Annotated in this window: 19 protein-coding genes; 13 read left to right on the top strand and 6 right to left on the bottom strand. The window is 73.9% G+C overall.

Features of this window, described 5'->3' with window-relative positions:
- Nucleotides 1–31 precede the first annotated feature (31 nt).
- From WMF20_RS20080 to WMF20_RS20090, 3 genes are all read left to right on the top strand, one after another.
- Nucleotides 32–1045, top strand: coding sequence for an ABC transporter ATP-binding protein (locus WMF20_RS20080; protein ID WP_129575911.1), 1014 nt, complete (start codon nucleotides 32–34; stop codon nucleotides 1043–1045).
- Nucleotides 1042–2058, top strand: coding sequence for an ABC transporter ATP-binding protein (locus WMF20_RS20085; protein WP_437615929.1), 1017 nt, complete (start codon nucleotides 1042–1044; stop codon nucleotides 2056–2058). Before WMF20_RS20080 ends, WMF20_RS20085 begins: the two co-directional genes overlap by 4 nt.
- A gap of 125 nt (nucleotides 2059–2183) precedes the next feature.
- Nucleotides 2184–3725, top strand: coding sequence for a hypothetical protein (locus WMF20_RS20090; RefSeq protein ID WP_437615931.1), 1542 nt, complete (start codon nucleotides 2184–2186; stop codon nucleotides 3723–3725).
- A 43-nt stretch (nucleotides 3726–3768) separates the two neighbouring features.
- On the opposite strand, the gene WMF20_RS20095 is transcribed toward WMF20_RS20090, so the two are convergent.
- On the bottom strand, nucleotides 3769–4497 hold the full coding sequence (locus WMF20_RS20095) for a hypothetical protein (protein WP_437615933.1): 729 nt from the start codon (nucleotides 4495–4497) through the stop codon (nucleotides 3769–3771).
- Between the two features lie 191 nt (nucleotides 4498–4688).
- On the opposite strand from WMF20_RS20095, the gene WMF20_RS20100 reads away from it, so the two are divergent.
- Together WMF20_RS20100 and WMF20_RS20105 are read left to right on the top strand one after the other, a co-directional pair.
- Nucleotides 4689–5039, top strand: coding sequence for a BolA family protein (locus tag WMF20_RS20100; RefSeq protein WP_044988516.1), 351 nt, complete (start codon nucleotides 4689–4691; stop codon nucleotides 5037–5039).
- 14 nt (nucleotides 5040–5053) lie between these two features.
- Nucleotides 5054–5866 carry a metallophosphoesterase family protein gene (locus WMF20_RS20105; RefSeq protein WP_437615935.1) on the top strand — a complete coding sequence of 271 codons (813 nt, stop codon included), beginning with the start codon at nucleotides 5054–5056 and terminating at the stop codon, nucleotides 5864–5866.
- Nucleotides 5867–5963: 97 nt separating this feature from the next.
- Here the strand turns inward: WMF20_RS20105 and WMF20_RS20110 are convergent, their stop codons facing one another.
- Together WMF20_RS20110 and WMF20_RS20115 are read right to left on the bottom strand one after the other, a co-directional pair.
- Nucleotides 5964–6482 (bottom strand): hypothetical protein, encoded by a 519-nt coding sequence (locus WMF20_RS20110; RefSeq protein WP_437615937.1) that lies wholly within the window; start codon nucleotides 6480–6482, stop codon nucleotides 5964–5966.
- A gap of 347 nt (nucleotides 6483–6829) precedes the next feature.
- Nucleotides 6830–7246: a CBS domain-containing protein gene (locus WMF20_RS20115; protein ID WP_129575916.1), complete on the bottom strand. Its 417-nt coding sequence runs from the start codon at nucleotides 7244–7246 to the stop codon at nucleotides 6830–6832.
- A 731-nt stretch (nucleotides 7247–7977) separates the two neighbouring features.
- Here WMF20_RS20115 and WMF20_RS20120 point away from each other — a divergent pair.
- From WMF20_RS20120 to WMF20_RS20135, 4 genes are all read left to right on the top strand, one after another.
- Nucleotides 7978–8805, top strand: a complete 828-nt coding sequence (locus tag WMF20_RS20120) for a hypothetical protein (protein WP_129575917.1) — start codon at nucleotides 7978–7980, stop codon at nucleotides 8803–8805.
- A gap of 1 nt (nucleotide 8806) precedes the next feature.
- Nucleotides 8807–12835, top strand: a complete 4029-nt coding sequence (locus WMF20_RS20125) for a serine/threonine-protein kinase (RefSeq protein ID WP_437615940.1) — start codon at nucleotides 8807–8809, stop codon at nucleotides 12833–12835.
- Nucleotides 12836–13289: 454 nt separating this feature from the next.
- The gene (locus tag WMF20_RS20130) at nucleotides 13290–14201 is read left to right on the top strand and encodes an esterase/lipase family protein (RefSeq protein WP_437615942.1); all 912 of its coding nucleotides are present in this window, start codon (nucleotides 13290–13292) and stop codon (nucleotides 14199–14201) included.
- Between the two features lie 50 nt (nucleotides 14202–14251).
- Nucleotides 14252–15259 (top strand): lipase secretion chaperone, encoded by a 1008-nt coding sequence (locus tag WMF20_RS20135; protein WP_437615944.1) that lies wholly within the window; start codon nucleotides 14252–14254, stop codon nucleotides 15257–15259.
- Between the two features lie 95 nt (nucleotides 15260–15354).
- On the opposite strand, the gene WMF20_RS20140 is transcribed toward WMF20_RS20135, so the two are convergent.
- Nucleotides 15355–15957, bottom strand: coding sequence for a hypothetical protein (locus WMF20_RS20140; protein WP_437615946.1), 603 nt, complete (start codon nucleotides 15955–15957; stop codon nucleotides 15355–15357).
- 334 nt (nucleotides 15958–16291) lie between these two features.
- Nucleotides 16292–16984, bottom strand: coding sequence for a hypothetical protein (locus tag WMF20_RS20145; RefSeq protein ID WP_437615948.1), 693 nt, complete (start codon nucleotides 16982–16984; stop codon nucleotides 16292–16294).
- On the opposite strand from WMF20_RS20145, the gene WMF20_RS20150 reads away from it, so the two are divergent.
- Nucleotides 16974–17273: a hypothetical protein gene (locus WMF20_RS20150; RefSeq protein ID WP_437615950.1), complete on the top strand. Its 300-nt coding sequence runs from the start codon at nucleotides 16974–16976 to the stop codon at nucleotides 17271–17273. The genes WMF20_RS20145 and WMF20_RS20150 overlap by 11 nt on opposite strands.
- A gap of 219 nt (nucleotides 17274–17492) precedes the next feature.
- Here the strand turns inward: WMF20_RS20150 and WMF20_RS20155 are convergent, their stop codons facing one another.
- Nucleotides 17493–19061 (bottom strand): GMC family oxidoreductase, encoded by a 1569-nt coding sequence (locus tag WMF20_RS20155; RefSeq protein WP_437615952.1) that lies wholly within the window; start codon nucleotides 19059–19061, stop codon nucleotides 17493–17495.
- Nucleotides 19062–19208: 147 nt separating this feature from the next.
- Here WMF20_RS20155 and WMF20_RS20160 point away from each other — a divergent pair, with 147 nt between their 5' ends.
- From WMF20_RS20160 to WMF20_RS20170, 3 genes are all read left to right on the top strand, one after another.
- Nucleotides 19209–19553: a molybdopterin oxidoreductase gene (locus tag WMF20_RS20160; protein WP_437615954.1), complete on the top strand. Its 345-nt coding sequence runs from the start codon at nucleotides 19209–19211 to the stop codon at nucleotides 19551–19553.
- Between the two features lie 181 nt (nucleotides 19554–19734).
- Nucleotides 19735–21576 carry a serine/threonine-protein kinase gene (locus WMF20_RS20165; RefSeq protein ID WP_437615956.1) on the top strand — a complete coding sequence of 614 codons (1842 nt, stop codon included), beginning with the start codon at nucleotides 19735–19737 and terminating at the stop codon, nucleotides 21574–21576.
- A 607-nt stretch (nucleotides 21577–22183) separates the two neighbouring features.
- Nucleotides 22184–23902: a hypothetical protein gene (locus tag WMF20_RS20170; RefSeq protein WP_437615958.1), complete on the top strand. Its 1719-nt coding sequence runs from the start codon at nucleotides 22184–22186 to the stop codon at nucleotides 23900–23902.
- Nucleotides 23903–23920: the final 18 nt, after the last annotated feature.

Here is a 23920-nt window from a genome sequence, read left to right on the forward strand (position 1 = left end):
CCCCCGCGGCGCGCGCGCGCTCAGACGAACCATGCTGATCGAGGTCAACAACCTGAAGACCCACTTCTTCACCGAGGAGGGGGTCGTGCGCGCGGTCGACGGCATCTCCTTCAGCCTCGATCGCGGCGAGGTGCTCGGGATCGTCGGCGAGTCCGGCTCGGGCAAGAGCGTGACGAGCCTCTCGCTGCTCCGGCTCATCCCCGACCCGCCTGGGCGGATCGTCGGCGGCCAGATCCTGATCGAGTCCGAGGGGGGCGTCGTCGAGGACCTCGTGGAGGCGAGCGAGGCGCGGATGGAGCGCATCCGCGGCGACCGGATCGCGATGATCTTCCAGGACCCGATGACGTCGCTGAACCCTTACCTCCGGGTGAGCGAGCAGCTCATCGAGGTGCTGGAGCTGCACCGCGGCATGGGGCGCGCCGAGGCCCGCCGGCGCAGCGTCGAGATGCTGCAGGCGGTGGGCATCCCCGCGGCGGCGTCGCGGATCGACGACTATCCACACCAGCTCTCGGGCGGGATGCGGCAGCGCGTGATGATCGCCATGGCGCTGCTCTGCGACCCGGATCTGCTCATCGCCGACGAGCCGACGACGGCGCTCGACGTCACGATCCAGGCGCAGATCCTGGATCTCATCCGGGAGCGGAAGGAGGCGCTCGGCGCGGCGGTCCTGCTCATCACGCACGACCTCGGCGTCGTCGCGAAGATGGCCGATCGCGTCGCGGTCATGTACGCCGGGCGCATCGTCGAGGAGGGCCCGGTCGACGCCATCTTCCACGCCCCGCGCCACCCGTACACGATCGGCCTGTCGCGGTCGATCCCGCGGCTCGAGGGCCCGCGCGGCGCGGATCTCGTCCCCATCCCCGGGATGCCGCCGTCGCTCGCGCGCCTGCCGCCGGGCTGCCCGTTCCACCCGCGCTGCGCCCACGCGGTCGCCGCGTGCCGCGAGGAGGCGCCGCTTCCGCGGGTCGTCTCGGGCGAGGGGGACAGGAGGGCGCTGCACGTCGTGCGGTGCCATGTCGAGGACGTCGCCGGACGAGCGCCATGACCACACCCGCCACACCTCCGCCGCTGCTCTCGGTGCGCGATCTCAAGGTCCACTTCCCGGTGCGGCGCGGCCTGCTCCAGCGGCAGGTCGGCACGGTGCGCGCGGTCGACGGCGTCTCCTTCGACGTCGACCGCGGCGCGACGCTCGGCCTCGTCGGCGAGTCCGGCTGCGGCAAGTCGACGACGGGGCGGGGCATCCTGCGCCTCGTCCCGCCCACGTCGGGGAGCGTGAAGATCGACGGCCGGGAGATCCTGACGCTCGAGCCGCGCGCGCTGCGCAAGGCGCGCCGCGAGATGCAGATGATCTTCCAGGACCCGTACGCGAGCCTGAACCCGCGCATGACGGTCCACGACCTCATCGCCGAGCCGCTCTTCACCCACGGCCTCGCCTCGTCCCGCGACGAGGCGCTCCGCGAGGTGGCGCGCCTGATGGAGCTCGTGGGGCTCTCGCCCTCGTACATGCGCCGCTATCCGCACGAGTTCTCCGGCGGCCAGCGGCAGCGCATCGGCATCGCCCGCGCGCTCGCCCTGAAGCCGAAGCTCGTGATCGCGGACGAGCCGGTCAGCGCGCTCGACGTGAGCATCCAGGCGCAGATCGTCAACCTGCTCGCCTCGCTCCAGCGCGAGCTGTCCCTCACGTACGTGTTCGTGGCGCACGACCTCGCGGTGGTCCGCCATCTGTCAAGCGAGATCGCGGTGATGTACCTCGGCCGGATCGTCGAGCGCGCCCGCCCAGATGCACTATTCCGCTCACCCCAGCATCCGTACACGCAGGCGCTGCTGTCGGCGATCCCGATCCCCGATCCCGACCAGGAGCGCAAGCGGCGTCGCCTGACGCTCGTCGGCGAGGTGCCGAGTCCGCTGAATCCGCCCTCAGGGTGCCATTTCCACACCCGCTGTCCCTATGCGATGGAGCGGTGCAGCATCGAGGTTCCTCCGCTGGAGGAGCGCCGTCCCGGTCACTGGGCTGCTTGCCACCTCACCGAGTTGCCCACCGCACCTACGCATCCGTGAGGTGGTCCGGCGGAGCGCAGTTCCCGACATCGGTTGAGCTCGCTGTCCAGACATGACGGGGAATGTCCGATGACAGGATTTTCCTGACCTCTGTTTGGGTCGAGGAGGTTAGGATCCTTGGACCGATGCCGCGAATTTCTGACGCCACGCTTCGCGCCCAGATCCCGACGGCCCTCCTCATCGGCGGCGATCAGGCGCTGCTAGAGCGCTGCCAGGCGGCAGCGATGGACGTGGGGATCGTCGTCAAGGCGTGCCCCGTATCGATGGCCGCGGCGCTGGCGGAGGAGCGCCGGCCGGTGGCCATCGTGGTGACGTCGTCGACCTACGCGCTGGCGCCCGAGGGGTTCGAGGAGATCGCGCGCGACGTGGTGAGCACGCTGGTGCGCGTCGACGAGACGCTGACGGACGACGAGCTCGGGGCGATGCTCGGCACGGCGGCGCGCGAGAGCCGCAAGCAGCGCTCGTGGCAGCTCACGCCGGGGCGCTACTCGCTGACGCCCGGGGACGACGGTACGGGGCCGTGCTCGGAGCGCTGGACCCTCGGGGGGATGACGGACGCGTCGTCGCGGCGCGACGCCGAGGCGACGCCGCTGCCGCGGTCCGGGCCGCGGAGCGCGGGCGCGCAGGAGCTCGCGTTCCGCGAGCGCGTGGCGGCTGCCGTGGCCTCGCAGCGGCCGGAGCGCCGGGCGGCCGGCGGCCAGGGCGAGGCGCCGCACCGCCCGCTCGATCCGGCGGCGCCGCGCGCGGAGCGCCTGGGCGTGATGGCGTTGACGTCGCGCGCGCGCCGGGAGCTGCCCTCGTCGCCGCCGGCGCCGGCGCCGACCGGCGTGGTGGTCGCGCGCCGGGACGCGTCGGTGCCGCTCGCGGGCAGGGCGGGCGCGTACGCGCGGCGGGACACGCCGATGCCGGCCTCGCAGCCGGCGGGCGGGTACGCGCGGCGGGATACGCCGATGGCGGGCTCGCAGCTGGCCGCGACGTACTCGCGGGGGGCGACGCTGCCGGCCGCCGCGCATCCGCGGCGGGACACGCCGGCGCCGCTGTCGCAGCCGGCCGCCGCGTACCTGCGGCGGCAGCCGGGGGTCGCGGTTCCGCGGCGGGACACGCCGGCGCCGCTGTCGCAACCGGCGGCGCCTGGCTCGTGGCAGGCGGCCGGGGCGCCGTCCCGGCGCGAGACGCTGGCGCCGAGCTCGCGCCCGGCCGCGCCGAGCTCGCGCCCGGCCGCGCCGAGCTCGCGGCAGACGGCGCCGAGCTCGCGGCAGGAGGCCGGGGCGCCGTCCCGGCGCGAGGCGCTCGTGCCGAGCTCGCGGCCGGCCGCGCCGAGCTCGCGCCCGGCGGCGCCGCTCTCGCAGCCGGCGGTGCCGAGCTCGCGGCGGGAGGCGCAGCTCGCCGGGGCGCCTCTTCGACGGGAGACGCCGGTGTCGCCCTCGCAGCAGGGCGCGGGGCACCCGCAGCCGGAGATGACCGCGGGGCAGATGGGCGCGGCACCGTTGCAGCGCGAGGCGCTCGCGCCGGGTGCGCTGGAAGGTGAGGCCTACGGCAGCCATTCCACGCCGCCGCCGAGCTCACACCGGGCGCCGCCTTCCTCCCGCAGAGCTCAGTTCCACGTCGACATCGCTTTGCTGTTCGACGAGCGAGGCCTGCCGCGCGCCGATCCAGAGGAGAAATGATGCCTCGGCCGGGCTGGAGCGGCGCGGGGCAACGGCGAGCGGGCTAGCCGCCGTCCCCGCCACCGCCGCCACCGCCGCCCGCGCCACCGCCGCCCGCGCCGCCCGAGCCGCCGTCCCCGCCCGAGCCGCCATCGCCGCTCGAGCCGCCGTCCCCGCCTGCGCCGCCATCGCCGCCCGAGCCGCCGTCCCCGCCTGCGCCGCCATCGCCGCCCGAGCCGCCGTCCCCGCCCGAGCCGCCGTCCCCGCCCGAGCCGCCGTCCCCGCCTGCGCCGCCGCTGCCGCCTTCACACGACGCCGCGACGGTCAGCGACAAGCTCCGGGTGAGCGGCTCCTGCTTGCTCTCGCCACCGAGGATCGGCTCGCCCGCGTCGCTCACGGCGGCGATGGTGATCTCGAGCTCACCGTAGCGTTCCTCGGGATCGAGCGCGCCGAGGCGCACGTCGATCACGCGGCCGGCCGCGGCGTTGTTCCTCTCGCCGTCGACGCTGAGCACGAGGTGCCCGCACTGCCGGTACGTCAAGCAGGTGCCGGGAGGGCGGAGGAGGAGCTCGGAGACCGTCACGCTGATCGGAACCGTCGGCCCATCGTCGGAGGAGGCGTCCGAGGGCTCCCCGATCGCGACGCAGGCGCCGTCCTTCGGGCTCACGATCTCGAGCTGGGGCACTCCGGTCGGGCCGGGGGCGGTCGACGTCTCATCGTCGCTGCAGCCGGAAGCGCCGGCGAGCCCGGCGACGAGGACGAGCGCGAGCCGCGCAACCATCGGAGATGCCATGCCGCGCGGTTTATCCGTTGGCGTGGCGCCGGGCAATCCCTTCGTCCACGGCGGCCCTCCTGCGGCCCGCGGAGCGCCCTCCCGCGGCCCGCGGAGCGCCCTCCCGCCCGGGTCCCGGCGGGCGGGCGCACCTTCGCGGCGGCGCTCATCGGGTGACCGGCGGCGCGGCCGAGGCTAAGCTTCGCGCGGCCATGACGACAGCGACGAGGCAGGAGTCGATCCAGAGCAAGCTCGCCCGCGCGCTCGAGCCCGTGCACCTCGAGGTGGAGAACGAGAGCCGCATGCACAGCGTGCCGGCGGGCTCGGAGACGCATTTCAAGGTGCTCGTGGTGAGCGAGGCGTTCCGGGGCCTGAGCCCCCTCGAGCGCCACCGGCGCGTCAACGAGGTCGTACGCGAGGAGTTCGGCGCCGGGCTGCACGCCTTGACGATCCGCGCGATGACGCCGGACGAGTGGGAGCGGCAGGGGAGCGCGGGGTTCCGCTCGCCCGCGTGCCTCGGCGGCTCCAAGGGGACGCCAGATCCCGGCGCGGCGTCGAGCTGAGCGGCGAGGCGCGGATGGAGCTCGTCGTCGCGCTCGTCTCGGACCTGCACTTCGGCCCGCAGGCGTCGTTCGGGGGCAAGCTGCGCAAGCTCACGGGCGAGGCGCCCGCGCTGACGCGCGCCTTCGTGGAGCGGATGAACGAGGTCACGCGGCCCGACCTCGTCGTGAACCTGGGCGACGACATCGAGGACGAGGGTCCGGAGGCCGATCGGGCGCGCTACGGCGAGTGCATCGCGGCGCTGCGCGGCGTGCGGGCCGAGCTCTTCCACGTCGCCGGCAACCACGACGTGGTCCACCTGAGCGAGGCCGAGCTGCTGTCCGCCTGGGGGAGGCCCGAGGTGACGCGGCTCCACTACGCGTTCGACCGCGGCGGGTACCACTTCACGGTCCTCTACACGCGCGAGCGCAAGGATTGCGACGTGTCGGTGGGGCCCGAGCAGCTCGCCTGGCTCGCCGAGGACCTCGCGGGGACCTCGCTGCCCAAGGTCGTGCTGATGCACCACAGCGCGGCCGATCAGGATCTCCGGGGCAACCGCTGGTTCGAGGGGAGCCCGCACATCTGCCTCGTGCGCGAGCGGCGCGCGATGCGGAAGCTCTTCGAGGAGCACGGCGTCCTCGCGGTCTTCAACGGCCACCTGCACTGGAACCACCTCGACGTGATCCGCGGCATTCCGTACGTGACGCTCCAGAGCCTGATCGAGAACCTCGACGACGACGCGCCGGGCCGCCCTGCGGCGGCGCACGCCGTGGTGCGCCTCGGCCCGAAGCGCATCGTGGTCGAGATCGAGGGCGCGGAGCGGGCGCGGTACCAGTTCGACCGGCGGTAGGAGGCGGCGGCCGGCGGCTCCGCGGGCGCTTCACCTCCGGCCGGGGGGTGCGGCCGAGCGGGCCGCCTCGGGGCGGGCGTGGCGGCGTTTCCCCGGATCAGACCCGCCGCGCGCGTTTGCGTGCCGCAGGGCGCCGCGTCGCTGCGGGGCGCTCGCCGTCCTCGGCGAGGACGTCCTCCGGCGTCGTGGCCGTGAGCACCCGCGTCGTCCAGGCGACGAGCGCCGCCTCGTTCGCGGCCAGGATCCGGGCGCTCACGTCGGGCGGCACGGCGCCGAACCGGGCCGCGAGCAGCTCCAGGAGCGTCTGTGCGCGCCCCTGTGCGCGCCCCTGCGCGCGCCCCTGCACGCGCCCCCTGCGCTCGCCCCTGCGTTCGATCTCGTCCAGCGTCGTCACGATGGCCTCCTGGGCCCGCGGGCCCGCCGCCTTTTCCAAGAGCCGACCGATCTTCCGCACGCTGAAGCGCGCGTGCGTGGCCACAAGATAGCGCAAGAGCGCCTCCAGGGCAGCGAGCCCGGTCGGCGCCTGCAGCACCTCGTCCAGCGCAGCCGCGATGCGCCCGATCTCCCGCTCGAGCCGCGCGTCGTCGCCGGAGACCGACAGGCACCACAGCACCACCTTTCCCAGCGCCGTAGCAGTTCGATGCGCACGCGATAGAATGATTTTTTAGCGAATAGCGTGAGGGCGAGTATGCCAGATCTCTACGATCTCGCGCCGCATTCGATGGCAAACAGGAAGCATTCCATGCAATGCACAAGGAGACTCCGGCGCTTGCTGGAGCGGCCCCGATTCGTTCTGAAATCGCCTCCGCATTCTCGAGAACGTCGGGCGAACCACCGGCTTCGACGCGCCGGTGCCGCTCGAGACGCCGAGGTGTCGGCACGCGTCCCAACGAGCCATCCTGTGGCCGCGTCCATGTCGCTGGTGAGGAGAGCGATTCGGCTGCCCTCCGGGCGCCGGTGGCCTCAGGCGGAGGTCGGCGGGAGCGGCAGAACCCGCTCCACGAGGTAGCGCAGGATGTCCTGGGGCGTGATGATCCCGACGAGCCGCCCCTCGCGCACGACCGGCAGATGGTGGATCCGGTTCTCGCGGAGCAGCGTCATCACCTCGTCGGTGGGCATGAACTCGTCCACGCAGATCGGCGGGGTGCTCATCACGTCCGCGGCCGTCATGCCCTCGTACTCCTCGCGCAGGAGCACGCCCAGGAGATCGGTCTCGCTGACGAACCCGACGATGTGGTGCCCCTCGTCGATGACCGGGGCGCCGCTCAGGTTCTGCTTCGCGAACAGCTGCAACATGTCGGTGACCGGCGTGCCCTGCTCCAAAGCGATCACGCGCTCGGTCATCAGATTGCGGGCATGGCCCTTCATGGTCTGCGGCATGTAATGATCAAGGCGCAGCGGCGTCAAGGGCACATCGACGCACCGCGCCGAGCAGTCCGTCTAGCCGCCGTTCGCCCCCCGCCCGCGGCACGCCCCTCGATCGAGCGAACGCCGCGGACGGCCGCGCGTGGACAGGGCGCCCCCGGCCCAGACGAGCCAGCGCTGCCGTCCCCGCCACCCCGCGACCGGGGCGGCGCCGCGCCCCCGCGAGTCGACCGCGGACCCAGGGGAGGCCGGCCCCGCAGGTCGGCAGACCACGACGTCCACGTCCTCCGCCCCGACGACGCCAGCGCGACGCTCCACCCCGACGACGCCAGCGACGCGCGCCCCCGCGCTCCGCCCGGCAGGAGGGTGGCTGTCAGCACCTCATCGCGCCTCCGCCGCTCATCGCGCCTCCGTCCCCGGTGCGAGCATCGCTGTTCGTGATGGCGTGGACAGAGCGGTGGTCTCGCGCCGACAGAGCGTTCGCTCCGCGACACAAAAAAAGAGCGTATTGCGTGCGCGTCGGTCTTTGCCACGCGGTTTATCAGTGACATCTTTCCACGTGTCGCCGTAGCGGCGCTGACTCACGTCGGCCGCTCCGGCCTTGTAGGCTTCTTCTCGGCTCGTGCATTTGAACCAAGATGTACGCACCGGCGTTCGATGCGAGCCCCCGTGGTCCGCGTTCCGGCGCCGGTCGTTTCGGGAGCTCATGGGCGAAGCGCTCATGGGCATCCCAGGGGGCGTTAACCATGGAGCATTCGCCGAAGCTGGCTTCTCTCGTCCTGACCGTCGCCGCGCTCTCCACAGGCGCCTGCGCGGCCCCGCTCGACCCGGAACCCTCGGCGGAGGCCGAGGACGGCGACGCGTCCCAGGCCGTCGGGTCGAACAACGCGCTGACGTCGAACGCGCTGACGTCGAACGCGCTGACGTCGAACGCGCTCACCGCGAAGGCGCTGACATCGAACGCGCTCACCGCCGAGGCGCTCTCGGAAAGCCCGCTCACGGCCGAGGCGCTCCGCGATCCGGCCGCGCGCGCCGTGCTGAAGTACATCGCGAGCTGCGCGCTGCCGCGAGGCGAGCGCCTCACCCTCGCGATCGACGGCGACGAGCGCTCCTTCCCGGGAGAGCTCGGCCTCGCGCCGCGCTGGGGAAAGGAGGGCGGATCCTGCGACGGCGCGTGCCGGAGCTGGGTCAGCGGCTGCGTCCTCGCCCGCGTCAACTACCTCGGAGAGCGGGTGAGGATCTCCCTCCGCGGCGCTCGCGCGGAGCTCCTCGCCGACAAGGTCGAGCGCGCCGCGTTCCCCGTGCGGGAGGCGACGTACTACGGCGACATCTTCGCGGAGCGGCCCCTCTACCACGCGTGCCTCCCGAAAGAGACCTCGGCCATCCCCCGCGTCTGCGGGCCGTCGCTCGATACATGCGCGATCGAGGTCGCCGGATCGTGCGAGCGCCTGTGCGACGCGCCGAGCAGCGACGGGAGCTTCCGGAACTGCCGCGGCACGGACCACGTCCGCTCGGGCGAGCTCGCCGTCGAGGAGGTGCCGCACCCGGGCTCGGTCACCGTGTTCCTGCGCTGACGTGAGCCACGCGGAGGTCGTCGCAGGGCGCTTCGTCCTCGAAGGTGAGGCCGCCGCCGGAGGGATGGGCACCGTCTACAAGGCGCACGACCGCCTCGGCGGCGCGTCGGTCGCCCTCAAGATCGTCCGCCTGAGGAGCGCGATCCAGGTCGAGCGGTTCGAGCGGGAGGCCGCGCTCCTCGCCTCGCTCGTCCATCCGGGCATCGTGCGCTACGTCGCGCACGGCAGCACCCCGGAGGGCGACCGCTACCTCGCCATGGAGTGGCTCGACGGCGAGGACCTCGCCGCGCGCCTCGCCCGCCGCGTCCTGCCCGCGAGCGATGGGCTCTCGCTCGTGCGCCGGGCCGCCGACGCCCTCGCGTTCGCGCACGCGCGCGGCATCGTCCACCGCGACATCAAGCCGAGCAACCTCTTCCTTCCCGGCGGCGACGCGGGGCGCGTCAAGCTCGTCGACTTCGGCATCGCGCGCCCCAGCGCGGACGCGGGGCGCGTGACCATCACCGGCGGCGTCCTCGGCACGCCCGGGTACATGGCCCCCGAGCAGGTCGAGGCCAGGAGCGCGCCCGATCCGCGCAGCGACGTGTTCTCCCTCGGGTGCGTCCTCTTCGAGTGCCTCACCGGCCAGCCCGCCTTCGCGGCCGCGAGCCCGATGGCCGCGCTCAGCAAGATGCTCCTCGAGGATCCGCCCCGCCTCCGCGACCTGCGCGCGGACGCGCCCGCGCCGCTCGACGAGCTCGTCGCGCGCATGCTGTCGAGGCTGCCCGGCGATCGCCCGCGCGACGGCGCCGAGGTCGCGGCGGAGATCGACCGGATCGCCGCGGTGGCCGGCCCGTGGATCGCCCCGCCCGACGCGCCGACGCTGTCGGGGAGCATGCCGCCCGGCGCGCCGCCGCGCGCGGGGAGCGCGCCGGGCCGCGGCCCCGGCCCGCGCGAGCGCGCCGCCCTCACGCTGGACGAGCAGCGCGTCGCGAGCCTCGTCTTCCTCGGCGCCGCCGCCGACGGCGCCCTCGCCGAGCTCGACCGCGCCCTCGGCGAGGCCGGCTCTCCGCCCGCGTCGAGCTCGCGCGCCGCCGAGATCCGCGCGCTCGTCGAGCTCCACGGCGGCAGGCTCACGCAGCTCGCCCCGGGCGTGGACCTCGTCGTGATGTCCGGCCCCGGCAGCGCCGTCGACCGCGCCGAGCGCGCCGCCCAGTGCGCGCTCGCCCTCCGCGCCGAGCTGCCGGGCGCGCCGCTCTGCGTCATCACGGGGCGGGGCGTCTTCTCCGCGGGCGTCGCCGGGGGCGACGCCATCGACCGCGGCCTCGCCGAGCTCCGCGCCGCGCGCGACGCGCGTGGAGCGCGCGCCGTGCGCCTCGACCCGGCGACCGCCGACATGCTCGGGCCCCGCTTCGTCGTCGCGCGCCCCGCGCCCTCGGCGCCGGGCGAGCCGCTCGTCCTCTCCGGCGAGCGCGCCGTGGACGAGATCGCCCCCGCGCTGCTCGGGAAGCGCACGCCCTGCGTCGGCCGCGCCCGCGAGCTCTCGATGCTCCACGGCGCGCTCTCCGGCTGCATCTCCGAGTCGCTCGCGAGCGCGGTGCTCGTCGTCGGGCCGCCCGGCGCCGGCAAGTCCCGGCTCCGCCTGGAGCTCTTCGCCTCTCTGCGGCAGCAGGACGAGCCGGTCGAGATCCTCTGGGGCCGCGCCGACTCGAGCTCCCCCGGCTCGCCGTTCGGCATGATCGCCGACGTCCTCTGCCGGGCCGCGGGCCTCCGCGAGCGCGACCCGAAGGCGGCGCGCCACCGCAAGCTGAGGCAGCGGCTCGGGCGCCACCTCGACGGCCCGCCGCTCGAGCGCGCCGCGGCGTTCCTCGGCGAGATCGCCGGCGCGCCATCGCCCGAGCACGCACGGCTGCTGCGCGCCGCGCGCCAGAGCCCCGCCGGCGTGAGCGACGGCGTGTGGGCCGCGTGGGAGGACTGGCTCGCGGCCGAGTGCGCCGCGCGCCCGGTGCTCCTCGCGCTGGAGGACCTGCACTGGGGCGACGCCGCCACCGTGCGCCTGCTCGACGCGACCCTGCGGAACCTCCGCGAGCTGCCGCTCCTCGTGCTCGCGCTCGCGCGCCCCGACGTCCACCAGCGGTTCCCGAACCTGTGGGCCGAGCGCGAGGTGCAGACGATCAAGCTCGGACCGCTGCCGCGCCGCGCGGGCGCGGAGCTCGTGCGCGCGGCGCTCGGCGAGCCCGTGCCCGAGGGCGTGGTGGCGCACCTGGTCGAGCGCGCCGGCGGCAACCCGTTCTACCTCGAAGAGCTCATCCGGGCGGTCGCGAGCGGCAAGGGCGAGCTCCTGCCCGACTCGGTGCTCGGCACGGTCGAGGCGCGGCTCGACGCCGAGGGCAACGAGGGCAAGCGCGTGCTCCGGGCGGCCAGCATCTTCGGCGATCGCTTCTCGAAGCGCGGCGTCGCGGCGCTGCTCGGCGGCGAGGAGCGCCTCGCCGACGTGGAGGCGTGGCTCGCGGCGCTCGCCGACCGCGAGCTCGTCGCGCCGGCCTCCGGGTCGGGAGGCCTCGCCGACGCCGCCGACCACGTCTTCCGCCACACGCTCGTCCGCGAGGCCGCCTACGCCATGCTGACCGAGCACGATCGCGCGCTCGGCCACCGGCTGGCGGGCGCGTGGATCGAGCGTGGCGCGTCCGCGGATCCGCAGGTCGTGGCCGAGCACTTCCGGCGGGGCGGCGAGCCCGGCCGCGCGGTGCGCTGGTACCGGCGCGCGGCCGAGCAATCGCTCGAGGCGAACGACCTCTGCGCCGCGATCGAGCGCGCCGCGAGCGGCGAGGCGTGCGGCGCCGCGGGCGAGGACCTCGGCGCGCTCCGGCTTGTCGCGGCCGAGGCCAAGGTCTGGGAGGGCGATCTCGCCGCCGCCGAGGCGCTGGGCGCGTCCGCGGCCGAGCTGCTCCCGGCCGGCTCCCCCGCGTGGTTCCGGGCCGTGACGCAGATCGCCGCCGCCGCGGGGAAGCTCGGCGCCGTCGACCGCGTGGCTGGGTGGGCCGCCATCGCCGAGGGCCTGTCCGCGGGGCGCGATCCGGCCGCGCCGCCGCCCTCCGGCGCGCCGGCGCTGCGCCGCGCGCGGCTCGCGTGCTTCTGCGAGTGCGGCGCGCAGCTCGTCTTCGGCGGCCGCTACGCCGAGGCCGACGCCCTGCTCGCGCGCATCGACGAGGACCTCCTCGCGCCCCCGCCGCCCGACGCCGAGCTCGTCGCGACGGCGCAGCAGCTCCGCGCGATCCGCGCCTCGGCCGGCGGCGATCCCGAGGCCTGCCTCGAGGGCCTCGAGGCGGCGCTCGCGGCGTTCGAGCAGGCCGGGGACAGGCGCAGCGCCTGCGTGATCCGCGCGAACCTCGGCTTCATCTACGCCGAGCTCGGCGAGCTCGAGGCGGCCGAGGCGGCCCTGCGCGCCGCCCAGGAGGCCGCCGATCGGATGGGGCTGCGCGAGCTCGCGACCGTGGCGCTGCACAACCTCGGTCACGCGCTCGGGCAGCTCGGCAAGCTCGACGAGGCGCAGCTCGTCGAGCGGCGCGCGGTGGAGGCGTTCCAGCAGCGGGGCGACCTGCGCATGGAGGGCGTGGCGCGGACGTACCTCGCGAAGATCGCGCTGCTCTCGGGCGACGCCGCGACCGCCGAGCGGGAGGCGAGCGCGGCCGAGGCGGCCCTGCGCGTGGCCCCGCGGCTGCGCGCGCCCGCCATGGCGGTGCGCGCGCGCGCGCTGCTCGCCGGCGGCCAGGTCGCGGCGGCCCTCGGCGCGGCGCGGGCGGCGTTCGGCGAGCTCGCGGCGCTCGGGTCCCTGGAAGAGGGCGAGTCGCTCGTGCGGCTCGCGTACGCCGAGGCGCTCGCGGCGTCCGGCGCGCACGCCGAGGCGGCCGCCGTGCTCGCCGACGCAAGAGAGAGCCTGCTCGCGCGGGCCCAGCGCATCGCGGACCCACGGCGGCGCGAGCGGTTCCTGACCGCGGTGCCGGAGAACGCGCGCATCGTCCTGGGCGCCGCGTCGATCGAGCCAGCTGGCTAGCCCCTGGCGCCGCGGCGAGCCAGCCGGCCCGAGGGGTGCATTCACCCTCCGCCTCGCCCGCCCGTGCGCATCCGCTTCCCGCGCGGTTCGGCGCGACACGGACGGTTTGACGCCGCGCCGCTCATGGCCTGTCGCGTCGCCTGGACCATCGTGACCGGTGCGGGGGCGGACACCTGTCTGCCGATTGTCCAGGATAAGCGAGGTGCTTATTGCGCTGAGAGCCTGTGAGTTCTGCTTGATTCGAATTAAAAAAATACTCTATCAGAGGTGACAGGTGATCAGACGAGCTCATTCCTCCAACACGCGCGCCGTACTACCCACCACCGTCACACCCGCTCGAAATGGGCAGAGAGTCGAGAGAAAACGAGGGGCTGGGTGCCGAATGTGGATTGACGCATTGCGCTGTGCCGCCGGCGCTGCCGTCCTGCTGCTCTCGCAAGGATGCGTTGCGTCGATGGCTGAGGCGGCGGGCGAGGAGCGCGCCGACGTCGGCGAGGCCGCCCAGGCGCTGAAGAGCTATGCGAAGACGCAGTATCCCATCGTGCTCTGTCACGGGATGGCCGGCTTCAAGGCGATGTTCGGTGTGGTCGACTACTTCGGTGGGATCGCGTCGACGCTGCGCTCCGGCGGAGCGGAGGTGTACGCCACCTCCGTGCCCCAGTTCGACAGCACCGAGGCGCGCGGGGAGGCGCTGCTCGCCCAGGTCGAGGATATCGTCGCGCGCACCGGGAGCGGGAAGGTCAACCTGATCGGGCACAGCCATGGAGGGCTCGACGTCCGGTACGTCGCCGCGGTGCGGCCGGATCTCGTCGCCTCGGTGACCACGATCGGGTCGCCGCACCAGGGGGCCGAGCTCGCCAGCTATCTCCAGGAGAACCTGCGCGACGGCGGCTTCGCCCAGGGGGCGCTCTCGTTCCTCGCCAACAGCCTGGGCACGGTGCTCAGCCTGCTCAGCGGGCATACGGCGCCTCAGGACTCGATCGCCGCCGTGAGGTCGCTCTCGGCCGAGGGGATGCGCGAGTTCAACGCGCTTTACCCGGCCGGGCTGCCCGCCAGCCGGTGCGGGCAGGGCGCCGCCGAGGAGAACGGCGTGCGCTTCTTCTCGTGGTCGGGGACAGGGATCATCACGAGCCTCCTCGATCCGACCGACGTGACGCTCGGGCTCATCTCCAAGCTGTACTCGGAGTCGAACGACGGGATGGTGGGCAGGTGCAGCTCCCACTTCGGGGAGGTGGTCCGCGACGATTACGGGATGAACCACCTCGACGAGGTGAATCAGCTCTTCGGGTTTATCAACCTGTCTGGCCCGAACCCGAAATCCGTGTTCCGAGCGCACGCGAGCCGCCTGAAGAACCTCGGTCTCTGATCCGGCGAGGGCCCGTGGAGCGTCGTGGAAGGAAGGTTGTCTTCGCGGCGATGGCGGTCGCCGCGCTGCTCGGCGCCGGGCGGCTCCTCTCGCGGGAGCGGCCCAGACCGGCCGCGTCCGCCGCGCGGACGAGCGGGCTGGCCGCGCGCTCCTCCCGCGCGGAAGCGCGGCCGGCGCTGTCGACGGCGCCGGCCCCGGCGCGGGTCCGGCATGCGCTGTCGGTCGCGCCCCCCGCGGCGGCTCTGCCGCGACCGTCCGCGGCGCCGTCGCTCCGCGGCACGGACGTCGACGGCGCGGTGCTCGTCGACGCGAACGGCGATCTGATCGTCGGCCCCGAGCTCCTCGCGCTGTTCGACTACTTCCTGAGCGCGGCCGGCGAGGAGCCGGACGCGGCGATCCGCGCCCGCATCGTGGCGGCGATCCGGGAGCGCGCGGCGGGGCGCGCGGCGGACCAGGCGATCGCCCTGCTCGACCGGTACCTCGGCTACCGCGAGGCGGCCGGCGCGGCGCGCGCCGCGCAGGCGGCCGATCCGGCCGAGCGGCTCGCCGCGCTGCGCGAGATCCGGCGGGCGCACTTCGGCGACGAGGTCGCGGCGCAGCTGTTCGGCGACGAGGAGCGGGAGGGGGCGGCGGCGATCGAGGCGTCCCGCGTCCTCGCGGACGCGACCCTCTCGCCCGAGGAGCGCGACGCGCGGCTCGCCGAGGTCGAGGCCGCGCTGCCCGAGCACCTCCGCGAGGCGCGGGAGGCGGCGGTGCGCCCGCTCGTCCAGCAGGCCGAGGAGCAGGCGCTCCGCGACGCGGGCGCCTCGGACGAGGAGCTCCACGCGCACCGGGTCGCGACCGTGGGCCCCGAGGCTGCGGACCGGCTCGCGGCGCTCGACCGGCAGCGGGCGGACTGGCAGCGGCGCCTCGACGCGTTCGAGGGCGCGCGCGCGGCGATCGCGGCGACCGAGGCCGATCCGGAGGCGCGGCGCGCCGCCGAGGAGGCGCTGCTCGCGCGCGCGTTCACGCCCGAGGAGCGGCTGCGCGTGCGGGCGATCCTCGGCCCTTCGCCGTGACCCGCGCGCCGGCACGCCGCGGGGCGCTCCGCGGCGCGCCGGCGCGCCGCGGGGCGCTCCGCGATCGGGGCGCCGGCGGGGACCTCGAGCCGCGGCTACATCGAGCCCTGGATCGAGAGCCCGAGCCCGTCGGGGGTGACGATCGGCGCTGCGCCCACCTGGAGCACGCTGCCGCGCTTCATCGGCACGCGCACCTGCCGCGGCATGGCGATGCCGCCGAGCAGCATCCCGAGGCCGACGGCCTGGCCGGCGCCCAGGACGGAGAGGCCGACCGCGCCTGCCGCCGAGTGCCGCCCCGTGCCGAGGTGGATCCAGGGGCCGGCGAGGGGGATGAGCAGCGTGGTGGGCCTGGCCGAGGCCCTGTCGCGCTGCGGGACGAGGGAGCACGCGCACTTGGTGCAATGGGGCACGAGCCGGGTGTGCGGCCGCTCGAGGCTGAGGGCGGCGCCGTAGATGGCCGACGCGGTCCAGAAGCCGCTCAGCGTGGACGCTCCGGCGATGATCCAGCGCCGCTTCTGGGGGTTCGCGACGTAGGTGGAGGCGGCGTGCTGCGTGGGAATCGAGGCCCGGTGCGGCCCGAGGCGGCCTTGCGCTCGCGCCTGCGCCTGCGGCGAGGTGCGCTGTGCGGCGTCGCCCGCGGAAGCGCTGGAGACGCCGAGACAGAGGCCGAGCCCGAGAAGCCCGGCGAGCCCCCCCACGACGCCTCTCCTTCTTGTCGACCTACCGCTGTTTCTCCCCGTCTTCGAAGTCCGCATGAGCCCCTCCCGGTGCCACGAAGCGCACCTGCGCTGGGGAGAGCAAGCCGCGGACCTCTCCTGCAGAGGCCTCTCGCGCCGATGGGCGCGAAGGCCCGAGATCCGCGCCCCGCAGGCACAGAGAGCACAGAGGGCACGGAGAGCACAGCGGCTCTCTGGGATTCTCTCCGAGTCCTCTGCGCCGCCGGGATTCCTCTTCCTGGAGGGGAGACGCCGGGCCCTGCGTCCGGGGACGACCTGGAGAGCATCGTTCCTCGCGCACGCCGGTACGCCTGCGTCAGGGCGTCAGGGCGAAGCAGTAGATCCCTCCGTAGCCGCCGCCGGCGCCGACGGTGACCGAGCCCGGCGGCGGACCTCCCGTCTGCGCGATATTGACGCCCGGCGCGCACCCCGGTGCGTCGTGGGACGATATCCAGTGGTTCCCGCTCATGCCCCCGCGGCCGCCCCTCGGCCACGAGTGTCCAAGGCGCGGTTCCCCCGAGGCCCTCTCGCCTGCCGCGCTCGTCCAGTCCTTGCACGTCGCCGTGGCGCTGTAGAGCCGCCCCTGGTCGTTGGAGCCCGTCAGGGTGTCGTGGTTGTCGACCTCGGGTTGGCTCGGATCGGGCTGGTGGTTGGGGACGCCGTCCTCGTTCGGCAGATCGTCGATGATCGCCTCGTCGGCCCCGCTGGGACGCGTGTTGAGCAGCTCCTCCTTGTCGTTCGCGACCAGCCGGCCGAGCCGGTCGTACCAGGGCCCCTCGCCGATCCGGTCGATGGCGTCGACCTGTTTGCCGTCCTCGCCCGCCGCGGCGCTCAGGTACGCGCGCCACGTCTTGCTTCCTGCGCCCGGGAGGCTCTTCTCGGCGATCGTCGCGCAGATCTTGTCCGCGCCTCGGAGACCGGCGCCCGGCCCCGTCTCCCCGAAGCGGAGATCGCCGCCGAATCCGTCCTGGGAGCCCGACAGCTCGCGCATGGCGGCGATGCTGGTCACGAAGAAGCTGAACTTCTCGGTCGTCCCGCCGCCGGTGGTGGACGAGGTGGCGTCGCCGCCGGTGGTGGACGAGGTGGCGTCGCCGCCGGAGGTGGACGAGGTGGCGTCGCCGCCGGAGGTGGACGAGGTGGCGCCGCCGCCGGAGGTGGACGAGGTGGCGCCGCCGCCGGAGGTGGACGAGGCGCTGGTCGCTCCCCCGCTCGAGGCGGCCGCATCCGAGTCCGAACCGGAGCAGCCGACCACGTGCGAGAACAGCGCGAGGGTTAGAGGCAGCAACAAGGGGCGATAAGTGCCTGTCATGGTCTCCGTTTCCTTTTCCTCGTCGAGCTGGAGGGGCAGCCGCGGAGCGGCGAGGCTCATTGTATAGGAGAGCGCTCTGGCAGGTCTTGCCCTCGAGGCACTGCGAGCTGTCGTTGCACGAGGTGAGCCCCGCGATCACCGCCGGCTGCTCGAACGTTGGCTGACCGGCCGTACTCGCCGGCGAGGGGGCTCTCGCTCCCTGCGCCGGCTAGACCGCACCCTCGCGGAGCCACTCGCCGAAGCGCTCGCCGATCATCAGCGCGGTCAGGTTCGTGTTCACGCTCGGGATGGTCGGCATGATGCTCGCGTCCGCGACGATCAGGCCCTCGACGCCGCGGACGCGCCCGCGCCCGTCGACCGCCGCCGCCGCGTCCCCCTCGGGCCCCATCGGGACCGTCCCGCACGGGTGGTAGCCGGAGCCGCAGCTCCGGGTGATCCACCGCTCCAGCGCCTCGCGCCGCATCAGCGTGCGCTCCCTGGGCCACAGGAAGAAGCCGAGCTCGCGCATCGGCGCGGCGCGGGCGACCTCGTACGCGAGCGCCAGCGCGTCGACGGCGCGCGCGCGATCGTCGCGGTCGACGAGCATGTTCGAGACGATGCGCGGCCGCGCGTGCGGGTCGGCGCTCAGGTACTCGATGCGGCCGGCGCCGCGCGGCTTGCCGATGCAGCACGCGATGGCGAACGCCGGGATCGTGAGGCGCGGGTGCACCGGGAAGAAGGACCCCGGCTGGAGCTGCATGTCGTTCGGGTACGGGCTGCCGCGCGACGTGTAGCGGAGCACCGTCTGCACGAGCGGCTGGCGCAGGACGTCGATCAGCCCGCGGCGGCGCGGCCACAGGCCGATGGCCGCCCCCGGATGATCGAGCAGCCGCGCCCCCACGGCGGGCACGTCGGACACGGGCTCGACCCGGAGCCGCGCGAGCTGGTCCCGCGGCCCGATGCCGCTGCGCAGCAGGATCCCGGGCGTCGCGATCGCGCCCGCGCTCAGCACCACCTTTCGCGTCGCGACGACCTCGACGCGCCCGTCGGTCTCGACCTCGACCCCCTCGACCCGGCGATTCCGCACCAGCACCCGCCGCACCGTCGTGCGCGGCCGGAGCCGCAGGTTCTCGCGCCGGCGCACCTCGGCGGTCAGGTAGCAGCGCGCCGCGCTCATGCGCTGGCCGTCGATCTTGTTCATCGCGTGCGGCCCGACGCCATCGGGCGCCTGCGGATCGTTCGTGTCCGCGCACTCGCGGTAGCCGAGCGCCCTGCACCCGTCGACGAACGCCGCCTGCCACGGCACGAGCTCCTCGCGCCGCGCCCGGCGGATGGGCACCGGGCCGCCCTTGCCGTGCCACGGCTCGCCGAAGTCGCGGTCGTCCTCGAGGCGCTTGAAATAGGGCAGGCAGGCGTCGAAGCCCCACTCGGGCAGGCCGAGCGCGGCCCACTCGTCGTAATCGTACGGCATGCCGCGGATCGCGATGCACGTGTTCACCGCCGACGAGCCGCCGACCACCTTGCCGCGCGGGAACAGGAACATGATCTGCCCGGGCGTCGGCCGGTGGCGGTAGCCCCAGTCGTGCGCGAGCCACGAGTTGCGCGTGCCGTCCCGCAGGTCGGCGGGCAGGCGCGCCGCGTCCGGGTAGTCCGGGCCCGCCTCGAGCAGCAGCACCTCGCGATCGGCGCGCTCCGTGACGCGCGCCGCGATCACCGCGCCGGCCGAGCCGGCCCCGACCACGACGAGCTCAGCGGCCGCGGCCGGGCGGGAAGAAGAGGACGGAGACGATCGAAACACCTTGGAAACTCGACCTACACGGGATCGCTGCGCCAGGCAACGTGCCCTCGAAACCGGCCGCGCCGTATCACTCCCGTGCAGCCGAATCGCACCCCACGCGGCGCGCCAAAGGGCGCGCTCGTCCGGTGACTCGCCCGGGAGGCCACGTTGGAAACACCGAGGTTCATACAGGGGGTCTACGCGTTCGAGGGGCAGGGGCTGGAGCGGCCGGTCCCCCTCCGCCCCGTGGTCGGGTACACGGTCCCGCGGGACAAGCGCGCGCAGCTCATCTACCTGCGCGCCGGCAACTCCACGCCCGAGCTCATCTACCTCTTGCTCGAGCGCGACGGCCAGCCGATGCGGTACTTCCCGATCGGCGCCAAGGCGGCGATCCACGTGCCGCTCGTCATCGTCGAGGACATCCCCCCGGAGAGCGTGCTGGAGCTGTCCGTGGGCGCGCCGGAGGGCGTGCGCGGCCTCGCGACGATCGACATCGGCCTGGCGGAGGTCTGAGCCATGCAGCGGAAACGCAAGCTCGTGGTGATCGGCGACGGCGGCGCGGCCGGGGGCTGAGCGCGCCCTCCGCGGCGAGGACCCGGCGACCGCGCCGGCGTGCGCTTTGCGGCGCCCCTTCAGCGCGCGTCCGGGGGTACGCTACCGGAGCGCGTCGCCCGCGGCGCCGCCCCCTCCCGCCATGCTCGACCTCACGACCGCCGCATCGCTCGCCCCCGGCACCGTCCTCGGGGGCGATTTCCGCATCGTCCGTCCCCTGAGCCAGGGGGGCATGGGCGCCGTGCTCGTGGCCGAGCAGCTCTCCACGGGCAAGCAGCGCGCGGTGAAGCTGATGCACGCGCAGCTCGCGCAGGACCCGCGGTTCCGCGAGCGCTTCGAGCAGGAGGCGAGGGTGGGGGCGCGCATCGAGAGCGACCACGTGGTGGAGGTGGTCGCGGCCGGCGTCGATCCGGCGACGCAGACCCCGTGGCTCGCGATGGAGCTGCTCGACGGGGCCGATCTGTCGACCGTGATCGCGCAGCGCGGCGCGCTGCCGCCCGACGAGGTCCGCGAGCTCATGGGGCAGCTGTGCCACGCGCTCGCGGCGGCGCACCGCGCGGGCGTGGTGCACCGCGACCTCAAGCCCGAGAACGTCTTCATCGCGCGGCCGCGGCAGCAGAACGTCCGCTTCAAGGTGAAGGTGCTCGACTTCGGCGTCGCGAAGATCGTGGCCGAGGCGCGGGCCACCACGGCGCTGACCGCGTCGGTCGGGACGCCGCTCTGGATGGCGCCGGAGCAGACCGAGGCGTCCCAGCACGTCACCCCGGCGTCGGACGTCTGGGCGCTCGGCCTGCTCGCCTTCGCGCTGCTCACCGGGCGCATGTACTGGCTCGAGCCGAGCCGCGGGCCGAGCGCCTCGGTCATGTCGCTGATGCGCGAGGTGCTGTTCGTCCCGCTGGAGCCGGCGTCCGCCCGCGCCGCGCGCCTCGGCTGCCCGCACCTGATCCCCGCGGGCTTCGACGCCTGGTTCGCCCGGTGCGTCGCGCGCGACGCCCGCGCTCGCTTCGCCGACGCCGCGCAGGCCATGGCGGCGCTCGATGCCGTGCTCGCCGCGGCCGTCCACCGGCCCGCGGCCCCGCTGCCCGGGCCGTTCGCGCCGGCCCCGCCGGCGACCACGGGCCTGACCTCCCCGACGCTCGCCGGCACCGACGTCGGCGGCGTGGCCGGCGGCACCCTGGTGCCGGTCCCGGCCCGACCGGCGCGGAGGGCGCCCTGGGGCCTGCTGCTCGCGATCGCCGGCGGCGGTCTGCTCGCCGTCGCCGCCCTCGTCGTCGGCGGCGTCGTGCTCGTCCAGCGCCTGCGCGCGACCGAGCCCCAGGTCCTCCCGCCGCCGTACGGCAGCGCGGGCGGCGCCGGCGCGACCCCCGGCAGCGCCCCGGCGCCGCCGGGCGCCGCGACGGCCGGCGACGTCGACCTGGCCGGCACGTACGACATCACCTCGTCGCGCAACCCGGGCGGGCAGGGCAGCTACGCGGGCAACGTCCTGCTGTCGCGGAGCGGGGACACGTACCGCATCGCCTGGATCATCACGAAGGGCGCCGGCTACGAGGGGATCGCGTTCTTGCAGGGGCAGACCCTCGCCGTGGGCTGGGCGAGCGGCGGCCCGTACGGCGCGGCCGCCTACCGCATCGAGGGCGATCGACTCCGCGGGCAGTGGAGCGCGAGCGATCGGCCCGGCCAGATCGAGGCCGAGACGCTGCAGGGGCCCGAGGGGTTGACCGGCAGCTACCGCATCGTCGAGGGGAGCCGGCAGGGGACGGTCGTCATCGCGCGCACGGGCGACACGTACGCGGTGACCTGGACGCTGAGCACCGGCGCGCTGAAGGGGGTGGGCCTCCGCACGGGAGACCAGCTCGTGGTGGGCTGGTCGCCGGGGCAGCCGGTCGGCGTGGTGAGCTATGCGATCGAGGGCAGGCAGCTCACGGGGCGATGGGCCAGCCTGGGCAGCTCGCAGGCGGGGGCGGAGACGCTGCTCCGGCGCTGAGTCGCGCCCTCGGCGCGGGCCATCGAGCGCGCCGAGCCCGGACCGCCCGCGCAAACCACGAGCACGACGTCGCGCTGGCGGTTGCGGCAGGGCGAGCTCCAAGTATCTTCTCGAGAGCTTCGATCGCGTCGATCCAGCGAGAAATGAACCGCCAAGGCAGGCCACTGAAGTGCGTTTTCTTGCGCGAGGTTGGCAAAGGCAGCGCCCCAGGTAGCTGGCGGTTTCGGCAGCTTCGATGGCACCGGGTGCGTCGCACGATAGGCGAAGACGGCAGCGATCGTGTCACGAGTAACCCGCGCAGCCCGGACGGTCACGGTGCCCTGGCCAGGCGCTTGCGGCCCCGGCAGCGTGGTGTCATCGTCTGACCGCAACGCGACCTCGCCGCGATCATCGAAAGCCGATCTATTGGCGTGGCAGCGATTCCCCGCCCCGGACGTCGCCGCTGCAGCTTTTGCTCGTGATCCTTCTTCATTCTTCGACGGCGAGAGCGCGGAGCTTCGTGGCTCGCGTGGAGCGGGCCTGTAGATAAGAGGGGGGTAGTTCCATGAGCGAGCGACACAAGGACGCTATTTCTCAGGCTCCAGCGCGAGGAGGCGATGATCACAACGTGACCGCCGGCGAGATCCGCCAGGCGCGGACGGACCGCCGCGGCTTCCTTGGCGCGCTGGGCGGCACGGCGCTGGCCAGTTGGGCGGAGGACACGGACGCGCGGCGCGGCGCGGCCTGCGGTGAGCCCGGAGATGATCCGGAGCCGCAGCGGGGCGAAGAGCGGCGCCACCGCGCGTTCCAGCTGCGCCGCCAGGCCGCCCTCGACGAGCTCCGCCTGGGGCTCTTCCCCAAGTGGACCAACGGGGATGAAGAGCTCTACCCGAACCGCATCGGAAACTACTCCAAGTGCCTGCCCCACAATGACCTGGGCGAGGTGGATCCCGACGCCTACGACGCGATGCTGTGCGCGCTCGCGAGCGGCCGCTTCGAGGACTTCGAGGCCCTTCCGCTGGCGGGCCTGCTGCGGCTGAGCAACCCTCTTGGCGGCCTGACGTACGATCTGATCGGACCGGACGCCGCGGCCGTGCCCATCGAACCGCCGCCGCCTCCCTTCGCCAGCGCCGAGGCGGCCGCTCAGATGGCCGAGCTCTACTGGATGGCGCTCTGCCGCGACGTTCCCTTCACCGACTATTCTACCGATCCCACCGTCGCCGCGGCCATCGACGATCTCAGCCGGTACTCAGGCTACAGGGGACCGAGGCCCCTCACCCCCCAGACGATCTTCCGCATGGACAGCCCCGGAGTGATGGACGGGCCCATGGTCTCTCAGTTCATGCTCCAGCCCATGACGTACGATTCCATCAGGCTCGTGCCCCGGTTGCAGGTCCCGTTGCCTGTCACCACCGGCAACGGCATCGACTTCATGACGTCGTATGACGAGTGGCTGGCGGCGCAGCGCGGCTTCCCCCCGGGCACGACCATCGGCTTCCCGCGCATGGACCCGGTCCCTCGCTACATCCACAACCTGCGCGGCGTCGGCCAGCTCGCCGGCTCGGACATGCACTTCACCCCCTATCTCCGCGCGGCCCTCATCCTCCTCAGCTATGGCGACCAGGCCCTGAGCGATCGCAACCCGTACAAGTCGAGCAGGACGCAGATCGGGTTCGCCAGCTTCGGGCCGTCCCACCTGCTCACGCTGATGGGCTGCTTGACCCGGGCCAGCCATCCTGGCTTTTACGGGAAGTGGTACGTCCACCGCTACCTGCGGCCGGACGCCTTCGGCGGGCGCGTGCACAACCGCCGGCGGGGCGCGGCGGACTACCCCATCCACCCGGACCTCTTGGAGTCCCCGGTGCTCGACCGCATCTATGCCTACAACGAGCTGGTCAATCGGCGGCGTGGGTTGAACGGCGGCAGGGGCTCGTACCTGCTTCCGAGCATGATGCCCATCGGCTCGCCCACGGATCCTTCCCACCCGGGGGGACACGGCTACACGGCAGGCTCCCGCGCTGCCCTCCTGAAGGCCTGGTTCAAGGAGGATTTCGTGCTGCCGAACCCCGTCAAGCCGAGCCGCGACGGCACGGCGCTCGAGCCCTACGTGCCCGGCGTGGACGGGCCGCCGCTCACCATCGCCGGTGAGATCAACAAGCTTGCGCACAACACGTCGCTGGGGAGGGATGTTTACGGCATACACTACAGGAACGACGATGTCGCCGGTCACAAGCTGGGCGAGGAGCTCGCCATCCGCGTCCTCCGGGAGGAGCGCCCTACCTATCCCGAGTCGGTCTTCAGGGGCTTTGTCTTCACCCGTCTCGATGGCACCCTCGTCGAGCTCTGAGGGAGCTCGGGCCTCACG

It is taken from the genome of Sorangium sp. So ce834 (genome assembly GCF_051521425.1).
Lineage (GTDB): Bacteria > Myxococcota_A > Polyangia > Polyangiales > Polyangiaceae > Sorangium > Sorangium cellulosum_D.